This is a genomic window from Sulfuriferula sp. GW1 (assembly GCF_047300855.1).
GTDB lineage: Bacteria > Pseudomonadota > Gammaproteobacteria > Burkholderiales > Sulfuriferulaceae > Sulfuriferula.
The window spans coordinates 1,530,078-1,546,097 of the sequence record NZ_CP170197.1 but is presented as its reverse complement, the minus strand read 5'-3'; the positions used below and the strand labels follow the sequence as shown (position 1 = coordinate 1,546,097).

Annotated in this window: 15 protein-coding genes and 1 tRNA gene; 5 read left to right on the top strand and 11 right to left on the bottom strand. The window is 56.8% G+C overall.

Translation table 11 applies throughout. The annotated features are described in order from the left end of the window. Nucleotides 1–98: 98 nt before the first annotated feature. From clpX to ACFDAU_RS07570, 4 genes are all read right to left on the bottom strand, one after another. The gene (gene clpX / locus ACFDAU_RS07585) at nt 99–1,358 is read right to left on the bottom strand and encodes an ATP-dependent Clp protease ATP-binding subunit ClpX (RefSeq protein ID WP_124703859.1); all 1,260 of its coding nucleotides are present in this window, start codon (nt 1,356–1,358) and stop codon (nt 99–101) included. Between the two features lie 29 nt (nt 1,359–1,387). Next, the gene (gene clpP / locus ACFDAU_RS07580; RefSeq protein WP_413439361.1) at nt 1,388–2,017 is read right to left on the bottom strand and encodes an ATP-dependent Clp endopeptidase proteolytic subunit ClpP; all 630 of its coding nucleotides are present in this window, start codon (nt 2,015–2,017) and stop codon (nt 1,388–1,390) included. Nucleotides 2,018–2,021: 4 nt separating this feature from the next. Then, nucleotides 2,022–3,332, bottom strand: a complete 1,311-nt coding sequence (gene tig / locus ACFDAU_RS07575; protein WP_413439360.1) for a trigger factor — start codon at nt 3,330–3,332, stop codon at nt 2,022–2,024. A gap of 40 nt (nt 3,333–3,372) precedes the next feature. Continuing rightward, nucleotides 3,373–3,457, bottom strand: a tRNA-Leu gene (locus ACFDAU_RS07570). Nucleotides 3,458–3,545: 88 nt separating this feature from the next. Here ACFDAU_RS07570 and hpnC point away from each other — a divergent pair. The 5 genes from hpnC to ACFDAU_RS07545 are packed head-to-tail and all read left to right on the top strand — an operon-like array spanning nt 3,546 to nt 8,548. Beyond that, nucleotides 3,546–4,358: a squalene synthase HpnC gene (gene hpnC / locus ACFDAU_RS07565; protein WP_413439359.1), complete on the top strand. Its 813-nt coding sequence runs from the start codon at nt 3,546–3,548 to the stop codon at nt 4,356–4,358. Nucleotides 4,359–4,367: 9 nt separating this feature from the next. Next, a complete protein-coding gene (gene hpnD, locus ACFDAU_RS07560) occupies nt 4,368–5,201 on the top strand; it encodes a presqualene diphosphate synthase HpnD (RefSeq protein WP_413439358.1) in 834 nt (277 codons plus the stop codon). Further along, entirely contained in the window at nt 5,198–6,475 is a 1,278-nt protein-coding gene (gene hpnE, locus ACFDAU_RS07555) for a hydroxysqualene dehydroxylase HpnE (RefSeq protein WP_413439357.1), read from the top strand. Before hpnD ends, hpnE begins: the two co-directional genes overlap by 4 nt. Next, nucleotides 6,472–7,221, top strand: coding sequence for a YciK family oxidoreductase (locus ACFDAU_RS07550; RefSeq protein ID WP_413439356.1), 750 nt, complete (start codon nt 6,472–6,474; stop codon nt 7,219–7,221). The genes hpnE and ACFDAU_RS07550 overlap by 4 nt, the downstream gene beginning before the upstream one ends. Continuing rightward, nucleotides 7,214–8,548 carry a protein kinase domain-containing protein gene (locus tag ACFDAU_RS07545; protein ID WP_413439355.1) on the top strand — a complete coding sequence of 445 codons (1,335 nt, stop codon included), beginning with the start codon at nt 7,214–7,216 and terminating at the stop codon, nt 8,546–8,548. The genes ACFDAU_RS07550 and ACFDAU_RS07545 overlap by 8 nt, the downstream gene beginning before the upstream one ends. 11 nt (nt 8,549–8,559) lie before the next feature. On the opposite strand, the gene radA is transcribed toward ACFDAU_RS07545, so the two are convergent. The 7 genes from radA to lapB form a co-directional block, all read right to left on the bottom strand. Then, nucleotides 8,560–9,921: a DNA repair protein RadA gene (gene radA / locus ACFDAU_RS07540; RefSeq protein WP_413439354.1), complete on the bottom strand. Its 1,362-nt coding sequence runs from the start codon at nt 9,919–9,921 to the stop codon at nt 8,560–8,562. A 69-nt stretch (nt 9,922–9,990) separates the two neighbouring features. Next, nucleotides 9,991–10,884, bottom strand: coding sequence for a cysteine synthase CysM (gene cysM, locus ACFDAU_RS07535; protein WP_413439353.1), 894 nt, complete (start codon nt 10,882–10,884; stop codon nt 9,991–9,993). Between the two features lie 3 nt (nt 10,885–10,887). Beyond that, nucleotides 10,888–11,889, bottom strand: a complete 1,002-nt coding sequence (gene rfaD / locus ACFDAU_RS07530) for an ADP-glyceromanno-heptose 6-epimerase (RefSeq protein ID WP_413439352.1) — start codon at nt 11,887–11,889, stop codon at nt 10,888–10,890. Between the two features lie 2 nt (nt 11,890–11,891). Beyond that, nucleotides 11,892–12,830, bottom strand: a complete 939-nt coding sequence (rfaE1, locus tag ACFDAU_RS07525) for a D-glycero-beta-D-manno-heptose-7-phosphate kinase (protein WP_413439351.1) — start codon at nt 12,828–12,830, stop codon at nt 11,892–11,894. Then, the gene (locus ACFDAU_RS07520) at nt 12,827–14,149 is read right to left on the bottom strand and encodes a UDP-glucose dehydrogenase family protein (RefSeq protein ID WP_413439350.1); all 1,323 of its coding nucleotides are present in this window, start codon (nt 14,147–14,149) and stop codon (nt 12,827–12,829) included. Before ACFDAU_RS07520 ends, rfaE1 begins: the two co-directional genes overlap by 4 nt. Next, a complete protein-coding gene (gene pyrF / locus ACFDAU_RS07515) occupies nt 14,146–14,853 on the bottom strand; it encodes an orotidine-5'-phosphate decarboxylase (RefSeq protein WP_413439349.1) in 708 nt (235 codons plus the stop codon). The genes ACFDAU_RS07520 and pyrF overlap by 4 nt, the downstream gene beginning before the upstream one ends. After that, nucleotides 14,850–16,010 carry a lipopolysaccharide assembly protein LapB gene (lapB, locus tag ACFDAU_RS07510; RefSeq protein WP_413439348.1) on the bottom strand — a complete coding sequence of 387 codons (1,161 nt, stop codon included), beginning with the start codon at nt 16,008–16,010 and terminating at the stop codon, nt 14,850–14,852. The genes pyrF and lapB overlap by 4 nt, the downstream gene beginning before the upstream one ends. Between the last annotated feature and the right edge of the window lie 10 nt (nt 16,011–16,020).

Here is a 16,020-nt window from a genome sequence, read left to right as displayed (position 1 = left end):
CAAATTCAAGTCGCACCTGCACTGATGTGCTTTAAGCGATTGAATCCAATGAAAAACTTTTTTACGCGCGGAAAACCTTTAAGGATGTCCGCGATGTTTCAGGAGGCAACTTTGGGCTGGTCGGAATAAATGAGCAAAGGCTTACCCTCACCGGTAATAACCGATTCATCCAGAACTACCTTAGTGACATTGTCCATGGAAGGAAGTTCGAACATGGTGTCGAGGAGTGCATGCTCAATAATGGAACGTAGCCCGCGCGCCCCGGTTTTGCGTTCCAGAGCGCGTTTGGCTATCGCTGCCAAAGCAGTGTCGCGAAACTCGAGTTCTGCACCCTCCATCTCGAACAATTTTGCATATTGCTTGGTCAGCGCATTTTTTGGTTCGGTCAGTATGGTAACCAGTGCTTCTTCATCCAGTTCCTCCAGTGTAGCAACGACGGGCAAACGTCCGACGAATTCTGGAATCAGACCGAACTTGATCAGGTCTTCGGGCTCTACATCACGCAGCAGTTGCGAAATATTGCGACTGTTATCCTTGCTTTTGACTTCCGCACCAAAGCCTATGCCGCCTTTGGAAGAGCGGTTTTGCACCACCTTTTCAAGGCCTGAGAAAGCTCCGCCGCAGATAAACAGGATGTTACTGGTGTCAACCTGCACAAATTCCTGATTCGGATGTTTGCGGCCACCCTGAGGGGGAATCGAAGCGGTAGTGCCTTCGATCAGTTTCAGCAAAGCCTGCTGTACACCTTCGCCAGATACGTCACGAGTAATCGATGGATTGTCGGATTTTCGTGAAATCTTGTCTATTTCATCAATGTAAACAATGCCGTTTTTTGCCTTCTCTACATCGTAATCACACTTTTGCAGCAATTTCTGGATGATGTTTTCCACATCCTCGCCCACATAGCCAGCTTCGGTCAGCGTCGTCGCGTCGGCGATCACGAAAGGAACATTCAATAGCCGCGCCAGGGTTTGTGCCAACAGGGTTTTGCCCGAACCGGTGGGGCCGATCAGCAGAATATTGCTTTTAGCCAATTCCACTTCATCCTTGCCACCAAGATGGCGCAGACGCTTGTAGTGGTTGTAGACGGCCACCGAGAGAATACGTTTGGCTTTTTCCTGACCAATCACGTATTCACCCAGAATTTCCCGAATCTCGCGAGGAGTAGGCAAATCGGATTTCCCGGACTTGCCGCCCTGTCCCTGCTGCACTTCTTCACGGATGATGTCGTTGCACAGATCCACGCACTCATCACAAATGAATACAGAAGGCCCTGCGATCAACTTGCGAACTTCGTGCTGACTTTTGCCGCAAAACGAGCAATAGAGCAGTTTTTCGCCGCTTCCTTTATCTGACATGAAACTCTCCGATGCTAAGCTGGCCGGCGTTAACCGACGTTGTCCATGCGGCTGGTAATTACCTTGTCTACCAGGCCATATTTCACGGCATCTTCCGCACTCATGAAATTATCACGATCCGTGTCTTTCTCAATGATTTCTACAGGCTGCCCGGTATGATGAGCCATCAAGCCATTAAGCCTTGCCCGCAAATAAATAATTTCCTTGGCATGGATTTCAATATCCGAAGCCTGCCCCTGGAAACCGCCGCTGGGCTGGTGAATCATCATGCGTGAATTGGGCAGGCAAAAACGCTTGCCCTTGGCGCCTGCGGTAAGCAGGAACGCGCCCATGCTTGCCGCCTGGCCCATGCAAAGGGTACTCACATCGGGCTTGATGAACTGCATGGTGTCATACACGGACAGACCGGCGGACACTGACCCCCCGGGGGAATTGATATACAAATAGATATCCTTGTCCGGGTTTTCCGATTCGAGGAACAGCAATTGCGCCACGACCAGATTGGCAGAGACTTCATTTACCGGGCCTACCAAAAACACTACGCGTTCTTTAAGCAGGCGCGAATAAATATCGTAGGCGCGTTCGCCCCGGCCGCTTTGTTCGACCACCATGGGTACCAGACCCAAGCCTTGCGGCTCCCAACTACGGCTTTCCATCATCCTGTCACGCCTTCCCCATCAATTCGTCGAAACTGATCGACTGGTCTTCAACCTGAACACGTTCCAGAGCCCATTCCACCACGTTGTTTTCCAACGCTAGCGATTCGATTTCCTGCATGCGCTCCGGGTTTTGATGATGCCACTTTATCACTTCCTGTGGATCTTCGTAACTCTGCGCAAATTCCTGTATCAGGGCATTGATCTGCTCCGGCCTGGCAGTCAATGCATTGACACGTACTGCTTCGGCCAGAATCAGCCCCAGGCTGACCCGGCGCATTGCCTGCTCAGTGAATATATCGGCAGGTAACGGCACGTCATTAGGATTAACATTCATTCCACGCGCCTGCATGTCTTTCAGCGCGTTTTGCATCAGGCGCTGGGTTTCCATTTCCAGCAGCGACTTGGGCACCTCAATCTTAGTGCTGTCCAAGAACGCCTGCATGACCTGTTCCTTGAGCCTGGCCTGAATGCGATTTTTCACTTCACGCTCAAGATTTGCCTGGATTTCGGCGCGCATTTTTTGCACATCGCCATCGGCAACCCCCAGACTCGTGGCAAACTCTGCGTCCACTTCCGGCAATTTCGGTGCCGCAATATCCGTGACAGACACTTCGAACGTCGCCGTTTTACCAGCCAGTTCCTTGGCTTGATAAGCCTCCGGAAAAGTCACGTCAAAAGACTTGTTTTCACCTGCTTTCACATCAACCAGCGCTGCTTCAAACTCCGGCAACGTGCGTCCCTCGCCCAGCACGACTCGAAAACCCTTGGCCTCGCCGCCCTCAAATACAGCACCATCAATTTTCCCGATATAGTCCAGGGTAACCAGATCGCCAGGCTGTGATGCACGGTCGACGGTATTGAATTGGACACGTTGTTTGCGTAAAACATCGAGAGTTTTGTCCACATCGGCATCGCTTACCGTGACAACAGGCCGCGTGATTCTGGCTGAACTGACATCGCCCAGGGTGACTTCAGGATAGACCTCGAAGGTGGCAGAAAATTCGATAGACGTCTTGTCTGTCGCGTCCGCCCTGGGTTCTATACGCGGATAGCCTGCTACTTTGAGCTGGTGTGCCTGAATCGCTTCCATAAAACTTTTCTGCACCGCGTCGCCAAGCACCTCCTGATGAACCTGTCCACCGTATTGCTTGGTAACCAGGCTCATGGGTACTTTGCCACGGCGGAAACCATCCAGCTTGGTATTGCGGGCAATGTCGCGGAGGCGGTTACTGACCTCGGTTTCGATCTGTTGCATCGGCACGGCCAGGTTGATACGACGTTCCAGAGTGCTGATTTGCTCGAGGGTGGCTTGCATTGGGGAAATCCTTGCTGACTGATGAATGAGTTATAAATTCTGGTGCGAAAGGGGGGACTCGAACCCCCACACCTTGCGGCGCTGGAACCTAAATCCAGTGCGTCTACCAATTCCGCCACTTTCGCAAACCGCCAAGTGTAATATAATTGCGCCTTCGCTGTCAGCTTCTATGCCCATAGCGCCAATTATCGATGCCACTGCTCGCTACCTTACATGTCTGTTGGTCATTACGAAAATTTTCCAGTGGCGTCCATTCTGCTGCCACGTCGCCTGCGCCACCCGGTTGCGGTCATTTACCGTTTTGCGCGCAGCGCAGACGATATCGCCGATGAAGGGGACGCGACGGCGGAGCAACGCCTGGCTGCACTCGATGCTTACCGCGAGGAATTAAGCCGCATCGAAACGCATCACCCTCCCCTCACCCCATTATTCCAGCAACTGGAAGCGGTCATCCGCAAGCATGCACTCCCTTTGCAGCCATTCCGCGATCTGCTGGACGCATTTTCACAGGATGTGGTCAAAACCCGCTACGCTCATTTTGGCGAGGTAATGGCATATTGTAAAAAATCCGCCAACCCGGTGGGCCGGCTAATGCTCGCCCTGTATGGAGAAACCGACACACGCAGCGTGGCCTATTCAGACGCCATCTGCTCCAGCCTGCAATTGATCAATTTTTTGCAGGATATCGCGATCGATTACCAGAAAGGCCGCATTTATCTGCCGCAGGACGAGATGGCCAAGTACCAAGTGGACGAAGCACAGATTGCCCACCATGACGCGAGTGGGCTGTGGCAGCCATTCATGCTGGCGCAGATCGAGCGAACCCGTAAAATATTGCAGGGCGGAGCGCCACTGGGCAAAGTGCTCAAAGGTCGCATCGGACTGGAGTTACGCATGATTATCATGGGCGGCGCCACCATTCTGGAAAAATTGCATAAAACCCGTGGCGATATCTACACCCAGCGCCCCCGGTTGAACGCCGCGGACTGGCTCAACATGCTATATCGCGCCGTGCGCGCCAAATAGGACACCGCCTTGGATCCCAACCAGTACTGTCAGGATAAAGCCGCCGCCAGCGGCTCCAGCTTTTACTATAGCTTCATGTTCCTGCCGCCCCCAAAACGCCGCGCCATTATTGCGCTGTACGCCTTCTGCCGCGAAGTGGACGACATTGCCGACGAGTGCACCGACCCCAATGTGGCCCATACCAAACTGGCTTGGTGGCGCACCGAGGTGGGTGACTTGTATCGAGGACAGCCGCATCATCCAGTCAGCCACGCGCTGGCGCCGGTCATCAAGCAGTTCGATCTGCCCGCCGAACAATTACTGGAAATCATCGATGGCATGGAAATGGATTTGACCCAGCATCGCTATGCCGATTTCAAATCGCTGCGACTGTATTGCCACCGCGTGGCGGGTGTAGTCGGTGAACTATCTGCGGTTATTTTCGGCTACACCGAACGCGCCACCCTGCGCTACGCTGCGGACCTGGGCCTGGCATTTCAACTCACCAACATTATTCGCGATGTAGGTGAAGACGCCCGTCGCAACCGTATTTATCTGCCAATGGATGAATTGGAACAATTCAATGTGAGTGCTGCTGACATCCTCAATGCGCGCGAGACCGACAATTTCCGCCGCTTGATGGAATACCAGTACCAGCGCGCCCAGCATTTCTATGAACAAGCCTTTGCCGCCCTGCCTCATGCCGATCGCAAGGCCCAGCGTACCGGGCTGGTGATGGCAGGCATTTATCGCACTCTGCTGGAAGAAATCCGCAGCGAGGGATTCAAGGTACTCACCCAGCGCACCGCACTCACCCCCCTGCGCAAACTGTGGATCGCGTGGCGCACCTGGATGAAAGCTTGACCCGGCACGTCGCCATTATCGGTGGAGGTTACGCAGGCATGGCCGCTGCCGTGACCTTGGCCCAGCATGGAACGAAAGTAAGCGTGTTCGAGGCAGGCAAAATACTGGGCGGGCGGGCACGCCAGGTGACGTTAAACGATATTTGTGTTGATAACGGGCAACACCTGCTAGTGGGGGCATACAGCGAGACATTGCGCTTGGTCGAATTGGTAGCGCCGCAAAGCGCGGCGTGGCAGCGCCGGCCACTACAATTGCATACCCTGGGCGGTTTGCAACTCTCCGCTCCGCGCTTGCCTGCGCCGCTGAATACTTTACTGGCATTGCTCGGAGCACGCGGTTTGAGCGTCAGCGAACGCTTTGCGGCCATTCGTTTCATGCTGGCGCAACGCCGCGCGCATTTCAAATTAATGCAGGATTTGCCGGTTGTCCAGTTGCTGGCGCAGCACGCCCAGCCGGCTGCACTGGTGGACAAGCTGTGGGCGCCATTATGTATCGCCACGCTCAATACACCAGTTGCCACCGCCTCGGCGCAAGTCTTCCTCAACGTGCTGCGCGACAGTCTGGCACGCCACCGCAGCGACAGCGACCTGGTTTTTCCGGTTCGCGATCTCTCCGCGCTGTTTCCGCAGCCCGCTGCGGATTTTGTTCGCACACATGGCGGTGCCGTGACGACCGGGAAAGCAGTGGACGCGATTACCCAAACCACAGCGGGGTTTAATGTGAATGGCAACCACCATACCCACCTGATCTGCGCCGTGGCACCGCACCAGGCAATGCGCCTGCTGGCCGGGCTGGATAAGCTGGACCAGGTACGCGCCTTGATCAATGCATTTCGGTATCAGCCGATAGCCACGGTATATTTGCAGTACCCTGCCCAGGTGACACTCACGAAACCCATGCTGGGCCTGACTGACGGACTCGCACAATGGGTATTTGATCGCGGAATGACCCACGGCCAGCATGGTCTTCTGGCCGTGGTCATCAGCGCCGAAGGCCATCACCGCAACCTTGCTCCGGAAGCGCTGGCACAGCACCTGGATGCAGAATTGCGCAGCGCGCTGGGCACTTTACCGGCGCCGCTCTGGCATAAGGCCATTGTCGAAAAACGCGCCACCTATTCGTGCGACGCCGGGTTGCAGCGCCCGGATCAGGTCACGGCGCTCAAGAATTTCTTTCTGGCTGGAGATTACACTGCCAGCGATTACCCGGCCACCCTCGAAGCAGCAACACGAAGTGGCGTAAAATGCGCACAACTGATATTGGACCAAGCATGAAAAATTACCAGGCACCCACTGATTTACTGAAAGATCGCGTCATTCTCGTTACTGGCGCAGGCCAGGGTCTGGGCCGCGAAGCCGCACTGGCTTACGCAAAACACGGCGCCACCGTGATTCTGCACGGCCGCGATGTGCCCAAACTGGAACAGGTTTATGACGAAATCGAAGCCTCTGGCTATGCGCAAGCCGCCATCATTCCACTCGATCTGAATGTTGCAGACGATAAGGCGTATGAAGGGTTGGCTGGCTCGATCGGCATGCAACTCAAACGCCTGGATGGTATCCTGCACAATGCAGCCATGTTTTACAGCGCCTGCCCGCTCGAACTGCAAACCATGGAGCAATGGCTCACATTGATGCGTGTCAACCTGATTGCACCCTTTGCGCTGACCCGCGCGTGCCTGCCTCTGCTCAAACAATCACCCAGCGCATCGGTGATCCTGACCGGCGAATCCCACGGTCACCACCCTGCAGCTTACTGGGGCGGCTATGCGGTATCCAAAGCAGGTGTGGAGCCCCTGACACAAATATGGACGCAAGAATGGGAAATACTCTACCCCAACATGCGCATCAATACCCTGATTCCAGGGCCGGTGGCCTCACCCAAGCGTCGCCGGACCCACCCCGGCGAAGATCCGGACACGCTGCCACAGATGCCCGACCTGATGCCCGCTTACCTGTATTTGATGGGCGCTGAGAGCGCAGACGTTAAAGGACGGATCATCGAACTGAATAATGACTGAAACCAGCGCCAAATTGTCCAATAAGTCCCAGTTCAAACTGGGACGATACGAAATCGCTGCCGAAATCGGACACGGCGCGATGGGCACTGTCTACAAAGCGCATGACCCCCTGATTGAGCGTACCGTGGCGCTCAAAACCATACGACTGGACCTGTCACATCAGGCACACCAGGTGTTCGAGGAACGTTTCTACCGCGAAGCCAAATCGGCGGGCCGCCTTAATCACCCCAATATTGTAACGATCTACGACGTAGGCGAAACCGAAGGCAGTGCCTACATCGCGATGGAATATCTGGAAGGCGAGTCGCTCGATATGCTGCTCGATAACCATATTCACCTCTCCATTGAACGCATTGCACACATTACCCTGCAGATTGCCAATGGCTTGGCCTATGCTCACCAGCACGGCATCATTCATCGCGATATCAAACCTGCCAACATCATTCTGATGCGCAGTGGCCGAATCGTTAAAATTACCGATTTCGGTATCGCCCAGATTCCAACCAGCGAAAAAACCGGAGACGGTACATTGCTGGGATCGCCGCGTTACATGTCCCCGGAACAGGTACAGAGCCAAGTTGTGGATGGCCGCAGCGATGTGTTCTCGCTGGGTATCGTGCTGTACGAAATGTTGACCGGCCATCCGCCCTTTGCCGGAGACGATCTCGGCACCATTCTCTACAACATTATGAACTTCGAACCCGCTCCACCCAGCAGCATCAATAAGGGTGTGCCGGAGCCGTTTGATCGCATTGTCATGCGCGCGTTATCCAAACGGCCTGCAGAACGTTATCAGTCTGCGCGTGACATGGCCGCCGACCTGCGCGCGCTGCGCAGTGTTACCCCAACTGCCGTTCAGCCAATCAAGCCAACTCCGGATGACACCCCCGCCGCACTGCTGAAGCGTACCAGACAGACCGACAAGGCAATGTTGCGCACGCTGCTGAGCATGATCAGCCTTGGAATTGCCACGGTGGCTGTGCTGGCAATCATCGCTCTGACCGTGGGTTCGGACACGGGTCATCCACCGCCTGTTACCCGTTACATTAAATCCATCGTTACCGTGCCTGTGCCTGCTGCCCCAGGCAGCCAGTCTGTGATTCAGAGTTTCTCCGCAAGACCAGAGAACCATGGCGGGAAAGCCAAAAAAGCTCAACCTAACCAGATCGCCATCGTTCAACTGGATAAAAAAATCCAGTCGCTTAAAGTCAAACGCGCTGAGTTATTGGCAAAGTTCACCAAGCTTCATCCCGACGTAGTAATGGCCACGCAGCAGATCAAACGTCTTGAAAAAGAAAAACTCAAGCTGGCGCGGGAAAAAGGTTAAACCCAGCATAGCTACCCGTGCTCGCGCAGATAGGTTACCGCATCCTGCAAGCGCTCTACTGCAATGATCTCCATCCCTGAAATTGCCTGACGCGGCTTGTTGGCCGCAGGTACAATGGCACGGGTGAAACCCAGCTTGGCGGCCTCCTTCAGGCGCTCCTGCCCACGCTGTACCGGCCGGATTTCTCCCGCCAGCCCTACCTCGCCAAACACCACAAGTTTATCCGGCATTGCCTTGTTTTTGAAGGATGAAACTATCGCCAGCAGCAACGGCAAATCCGCTGCCGGCTCGTTGATACGCACCCCGCCCACGGCGTTGATGAACACATCCTGGTCGTAACACGCCAGCCCCGCATGGCGGTGCAACACCGCCAGCAGCATGGCTAACCGATTCTGCTCCAGACCGACACTGAGCCTGCGCGGATTGGGCGACTGCGACGACTCCACCAGCGCCTGAATCTCCACCAGCAAGGGGCGCGTGCCTTCCTGGGTCACCATCACGCACGATCCGGGCACGTCCGCACTATGCCCGGACAGGAAAATCGCCGACGGATTGGATACGCCTTTCAACCCCTTGTCGGTCATCGCGAACACGCCCAGTTCGTTCACTGCGCCAAAACGGTTCTTGAACGCCCGCACCAGCCGAAAAGCGGAACTGGTGTCGCCCTCGAAGTACAACACCGTATCGACGATATGCTCGAGCACGCGCGGCCCGGCCAGCGCACCTTCCTTGGTCACGTGGCCGACCAGAAAAATCACCGTGCCGGTCTGCTTGGCGTAGCGCGTCAATTGCGCCGCACACTCGCGCACCTGCGCCACCGATCCGGGCGCCGATTGCAAGGCCTCGGAATAAACCGTCTGGATGGAATCAATCACCGCGATGAAAGGTTTGTGCTGGTTGAGCGTGGCAAGAATTTTTTCCAGCTGGATTTCCGCCAGCAACTGCAGTTCCGCCGCATCCAGTTGCAAGCGATGCGCGCGCAAGGCGATCTGCCGTGCCGATTCCTCGCCGCTCACATACAGCGTCTTGTGCGCCGCGCTCATGCCGGACAGCGCCTGCAGCAGCAGCGTGGATTTGCCGATGCCCGGATCCCCACCGATCAGTACCACCCCGCCCTTCACCACCCCGCCGCCCAGCACTCGATCCAGCTCACTGATGCCGGTGACAACGCGCTCGTCCTCCACCGCCTCCACCTCAGCCAGTGACAACACCTCGCTCACCACCGACAGCGCACTGTAACGCGACGGCGCGGCGGCCTCGGCAACGGTTTCCACCAGCGTATTCCAGGCTTTGCAGGAAGGGCACTGGCCTTGCCACTTGCTCAGGGTGTCGCCGCATTCGGTGCAGGAATAGAGGGTTTTTGCTTTAGCCATTGGGGTCATTCGCAGCCGGTTTCGCGCTGCCAGGGCAAGATCCAGGCAAGGCAATATTGACGGTAGCCGTCACGCCGGGAACACGCCGGTGGACAAATACCGATCCCCGCGGTCGCACACGATGGAAACGATCACGGCATTTTCCACCTGCTTCGACAGTTCCAGCGCCGCAAACAGCGCACCGCCGGAGGATACGCCGGCAAAGATGCCCTCCTCGCGCGCCAAGCGCCGGGTGGTTTCTTCGGCGTCCTGCTGGCCGACGTAGATCATCTGGTCGATGCGCGAGAAATCGCAGATTTTTGGCAGGTAGGCCTCGGGCCATTTGCGGATGCCGGGGATTTGCGCGCCGTCCTTGGGCTGCACGCCGACCACCCGGATCGCCGGGTTTTGCTCTTTCAGATAGCGCGAGGTACCCATGATGGTGCCGGTGGTGCCCATGCTGCTGACAAAATGGGTGATACTGCCTTCGGTATCGCGCCAGATTTCCGGGCCGGTACTTTCATAGTGCGCGAGCGGATTGTCCGGGTTGGAGAACTGGTCGAGGATGATACCTTTACCTTCGGCCTGCATGCGATTGGCCACATCGATGGATTCTTCCATGCTGCCCGCCTTGCTGGTGAGTATGATTTCCGCGCCGAAAGCGCGCATGGTCTGGCGGCGTTCGATGGACAGGTGCTCGGGCATGATCAGGATCATCTTGTATCCGCGCATCGCGGCGGCCATCGCCAGTGCGATGCCGGTGTTGCCGCTGGTGGCTTCGATCAGGGTGTCGCCTGGCTTGATCTCGCCGCGCGCTTCGGCGTGGGTAATCATCGCCAGTGCCGGACGGTCTTTCACCGAGCCGGCCGGATTGTTGCCCTCCAGCTTGACCAGAATGATGTTGCTGGTTGCGCCCGGCATACGCTTGAGGCGCACCAATGGCGTATTGCCGACGAAGTCTTCGATGGTTTTAAAGTGCGGCATGGCTTACATCCCCTGTTTGGCGCGCAACACCTCGACATAACGCGCCGTGCCCTGTTCCACGGTCAGCAGCGATGCGTCGTAGCCGGCCTGGCGCAGCGCGGAAATATCAGCCTGGGTGAAGCTCTGGTATTTGCCTTTGAGTGCTTCGGGAAAATCCATGTATTCAATGATGCCCTGCGCTTGCAGCGTAGCCAGATCCAGCGCCGCTTCGCCTGCATGGACACGACAGGTGTTGATGACAGCGACCGCGACATCGTTGAAGGTCTGGCTGCGGCCGGTGCCGAGGTTGAAAATGCCGGACTGCTCCGGGTGATCGAGGAACCACAGGTTGACCTTGGCGACATCTTCGATGGAAACAAAGTCGCGGCGCTGCTCGCCGTTGGCGTAGCCGTCACAGCCTTCGAACAGCTTCACCTTGCCGTGGGCGCTGTACTGGTTGAAGAAGTGGAACGCCACCGAGGCCATGCGTCCCTTGTGCTGTTCGCGCGGGCCGTATACGTTGAAATAGCGGAAACCGACAATCTGCGCAGTCCTGTCGTGCCACATGCGCCGCACCGCCTGGTCGAACAGGAACTTGGAATAACCGTAGACATTGAGCGGCGATTCGTGCGCGCGCTGTTCGCTGAATACGCTGCCGGCACCGTACACCGAGGCCGACGAGGCATACAGGAAAGCCGCGTCGTTATCCTGGCAGAAATTGAGCAGATCCATGGAGTAACGGTAGTTGTTTTCCATCATGTAGCGGCCGTCGGTTTCCATGGTGTCGGAACACGCGCCTTCGTGGAACACCGCCGCCACTTCGCCATCCAGGGCTTCCGAGTGGATGAGTTCGAGAAATTCGTTTTTATCCAGGTAATCCGCAATTTCGCAGTCGGTGAGATTCCTGAATTTGTCGGCTTTGGTAAGGTTATCCACCGCGATGATATCGGTGATGCCGCGCTCATTCAGCGCCTTGACAATATTTGCGCCGATAAAGCCGGCTGCCCCAGTCACTACGTAATACATGCTTATTCCTTGTCTTCGATGAACAGTTCTTGCGGATGCACCACCGCCGTACCCAGCTTGCCGACCACGATACCTGCCGCACGGTTGGCCCAAGTGACGGACTCTTCCAGTGTCAGCCCGGCCGCCAGCATGACGCCCAGCGTGGCAATCACAGTATCGCCGGCGCCGCTGACGTCAAACACTTCCTGTGCTTCGGTCGCCTGGTGGAACACGCCCTCGGCCGTGAACAGGGTCATACCCTCCTCGCTGCGGGTGATCAGCAGACCTTTCAGGTTCAGCTCCAGGCGCAACGCTTCGGCTTTGGCACGGAATTCGTTCTCGCTTTTCCAGCTTCCCGCCACTTCGCGGAATTCGCTGCGGTTGGGTGTAAGCAAGGTGGCATTGCGGTAGCGCGCATAGTCGTCGCCTTTGGGGTCGACCAGCACCGGCACCCCGCGCGCGTTGGCGCCGGCAATCATGGTTTCAATATGCGTCAGCCCGCCTTTGCCGTAATCGGACAAAATCAGCAGCGCGTAATCCGCCAGCATGGCGTGGAAACGGTCCAGTTTGTCGGCCAGCACGGCATCGCTGGGCGGTGTTTCGAAATCAATGCGCAGCAATTGTTGCTGACGGCCGATGACGCGCAGCTTGATAATGGTCGCCAGTGTGGCGTCCTGGTGCAGGCTGGCGTGGATGCCATCCTCCTGCAGCAAGCGGGCGACGGCAGCACCCGCCTCGTCGGCGCCGACCACCGACAGCAGTGTGCTGTTTGCGCCCAGTGCTGCGGCATTGCGCGCCACGTTGGCGGCACCACCCAGGCGCTCCTCCTGACGGTTGATCTTGACTACCGGCACCGGCGCTTCGGGCGAAATCCGCGCCACATCGCCGAACCAGTAGCGGTCCAGCATGACATCCCCAACAACGAGGATGCGCGCGCCACCCAAAAGCTGATCCAGTTTCATTGGCGGCCGATGGCAAGGTATTCGAAGCCTGCCTCACGCATGCTGGCCGGGTCGTACAGGTTGCGACCATCGAAAATCAGCGGGTTTTTCAATGCTGCTTTTACGGCGCCAAAATCGGGGCTGCGGAATACTTTCCACTCGGTCACAATAGCCAGCGCATCCGCGCCCTGCAAAGCCGCCATGGGGGTATCCACCAGCTGCAATTGCGGGTGATCGCCATAAATTCGTTGGGTTTCATGCGTGGCAGCTGGATCATGCGCCACCACTTTGGCGCCCCGTTCCCACAAACCTTCCATCAGTACGCGACTGGGAGCCTCGCGCATGTCGTCGGTATTGGGCTTGAATGCCAGCCCCCAGAGAGCAAAGGTCTTGCCCTGCAGATCATTGCCGAAACGTGCAAGGATCTTGTCCAGCAGCACGTGCTTTTGCGCATCATTGGCAATTTCCACCGCATCGATGACGTGCATCGGTGCGCCGTATTCGCCCGCAGTACGGCGCAATGCCTGCACATCTTTGGGAAAGCACGAACCGCCGTAGCCACAACCGGGATAGAGGAAGTGATAGCCAATGCGCGGGTCCGAGCCAATGCCGTGTCGCACGTTTTCGATGTCCGCCCCGAGTTTTTCCGCCAGATTGGCGAGTTCGTTCATGAACGAAATACGCGTCGCCAGCATCGCATTGGCGGCGTATTTGGTCAGTTCCGCCGAACGGATATCCATGCTGATGAGACGTTCGCGGTTGCGCTGAAAGGGCGCATACAGGTTACGCATCATTTGTGTGGCATGCTCGTTATCGGTGCCGATGACAATACGGTCCGGGCGCATGAAGTCTTCTACCGCGGCGCCTTCCTTGAGAAACTCCGGATTGGAGGCAACACCGAATTCCAGTTTGACCGCGCGTCGGTCGAGTTCTTCCTGCAATGCCGCACGCACCTTGTCGGCAGTACCCACTGGAACAGTGGACTTATCCACCACCAGCTTGTACTCGGTCATGTGTTTGCCGATGTTGCGCGCGGCGGCGACCACGTATTGCAGGTCGGCGGAACCGTCCTCGTCCGGCGGTGTGCCCACGGCAATGAACTGGATAGCACCGTGATGCACGGCTGCTTCGATATCAGTAGTAAAGCGCAAACGGCCGGCAGCCACGTTGCGTTTCACCATATCTTCCAGACCGGGCTCGTAAATGGGAATGCCGCCACCCTGGAGGATGGCGATTTTCTTGGCGTCCACGTCCAGGCACAATACGTCGTTGCCGACTTCGGCCAGACAGGTTCCGCTTACCAGGCCGACATAGCCTGTTCCGATGACCGTAACTTTCATAAGCTCTCCTCTTTTGATATTTCAGTGTGAATGTCCTGCAAAGCCTTGAGTGGATCTGTCGCATGGGTAATCGGCCGGCCGATTACCAGATAATCCGAACCCGCCGCCAGCGCAGCAACCGGGGTCATGACGCGTTGCTGATCACCCCGCGCAGCCATCGCCGGACGTATGCCGGGAGTAACCAGACAGAACGACTTGCCGAGCTTCTGTTTGAGCAGGGCTGCTTCCTGCGCCGAGCAGACCACGCCATCCAGTCCGGCTGCATGGGTCAGCGAGGCCAGGCGCAATACCGCATCCTGCGGGCTGCCGTTTAGGCCAATCTCGGCCATATCCGATTCGCTCATGCTGGTAAGTAGGGTCACCGCTATCAGCAGCGGACGTTGCGCGGACTCGCCTAACGCCTCACGCGCAGCGCGCATCATGGAACTCCCGCCCAGTGCATGGACATTCATCATCCACACACCGAGGTTTGCCGCCGCCTTGCAGGCAAGGGCTACGGTAGTGGGGATATCATGGAACTTGAGGTCGAGAAACACCGCGAACCCCTTGTTGACAAGCGATTCCACCAGCCTGGGACCAGCCGCGGTGAATAACTGCTTGCCGACCTTGAGACGGCATAGCTGTGGGTCGAGCCGGGCAACCAGCGCCACGGCGCTGCCGGCGTCCGGATAGTCCAGCGCGACAATGATTTTCGGATCGTTCATTCTTCCCTTTTCTGCGGCGGAAAACTATCCCAGCTGCCGCATGCCGGGCAATGCCAAAAAAAGCTGCGCGCCTTGAAGCCGCATTTTTCGCATTGATACATGGATTGGCGCTGACTGTAGCTGTACACCAGGCTCTTGATGATTTGCAGATCCTGGCGCCGCTCCATCGGCGCGTCCAGCAACTCGGCCTCCAGATAGCGATCCAGGCCGCGCAGGCTCGGGCTGCGGCGCAACTCTTCCTGAGCCAGCTGGTAGGCGGCTTCCGCACCCTGGATTTTAAGGGTGCCGGCAAAAACGGCGTTGAAGAGCTCGAACGTGCGATGCCGGGCCAGGGCGGCGCGCAACCACGCCAGCCCTTCTTCTTCGCGCCCCAACGTGCGATAGCAATCCATCAAGCGATCGGTGATCAGCGTCAAATGGGCGCCACTCTGCGCCTCTACGCGTTTCCATAATGCGATGGCGGCTTCATGCGCACCACTTGTGGCTTCAATTTCACCCAACAACATGTTGGCGCGTACGCAGTTGCGGTTAACGTTTAATGCCTCGGCAAGGTATGCCCGCGCAGCTTCAGGATTGCCGTGAACGTTTTCGATGGTCGCGAGTTCGCAAAAATAATGCGCGATTTCTATGTGGTACGGTTTACTGGAAATCGGTGCGAGCTCGCGTGCGGCGGCAATCGCCTTGTGCCAGTCCTTCACCTGCACGTAAATTTCCAGCAGGAATTGGCGCGCTTCTGCAGCGTACGTTGTTTGCTCCAACTGATTAAAGATAGTCTCGGCGCGATCGAGAATTCCCGCCTTGAGGTAATCCTGTCCCAACTCGGACAGCGCCTTGAGTTTTTGCTCATTCGGCAAATCATCGCGCTCGACCAGATTCTGGTGCATGCGTATGGCGCGTTCCACCTCACCGCGTTTACGAAACAGCCCTCCCAGCGCAAAGTGCAAATCCACAGTATCGCTGTCCACTTTGACAACTTCAATAAATGCTTCGATGGCCTTGTCAGGCTGCTCGTTGAGCAGGTAATTAAGCCCCTTGAAATACGATGCGGGCAGGCTGCGCGATTCGCTCATCGCGTGACGAATATCCACGCGCGCTGCAAGCCATCCCAATCCAAAAAAAAGCGGCAAGGCCAGTAGCCACCAAAGTTCAAATTCCATTATTTTTGTG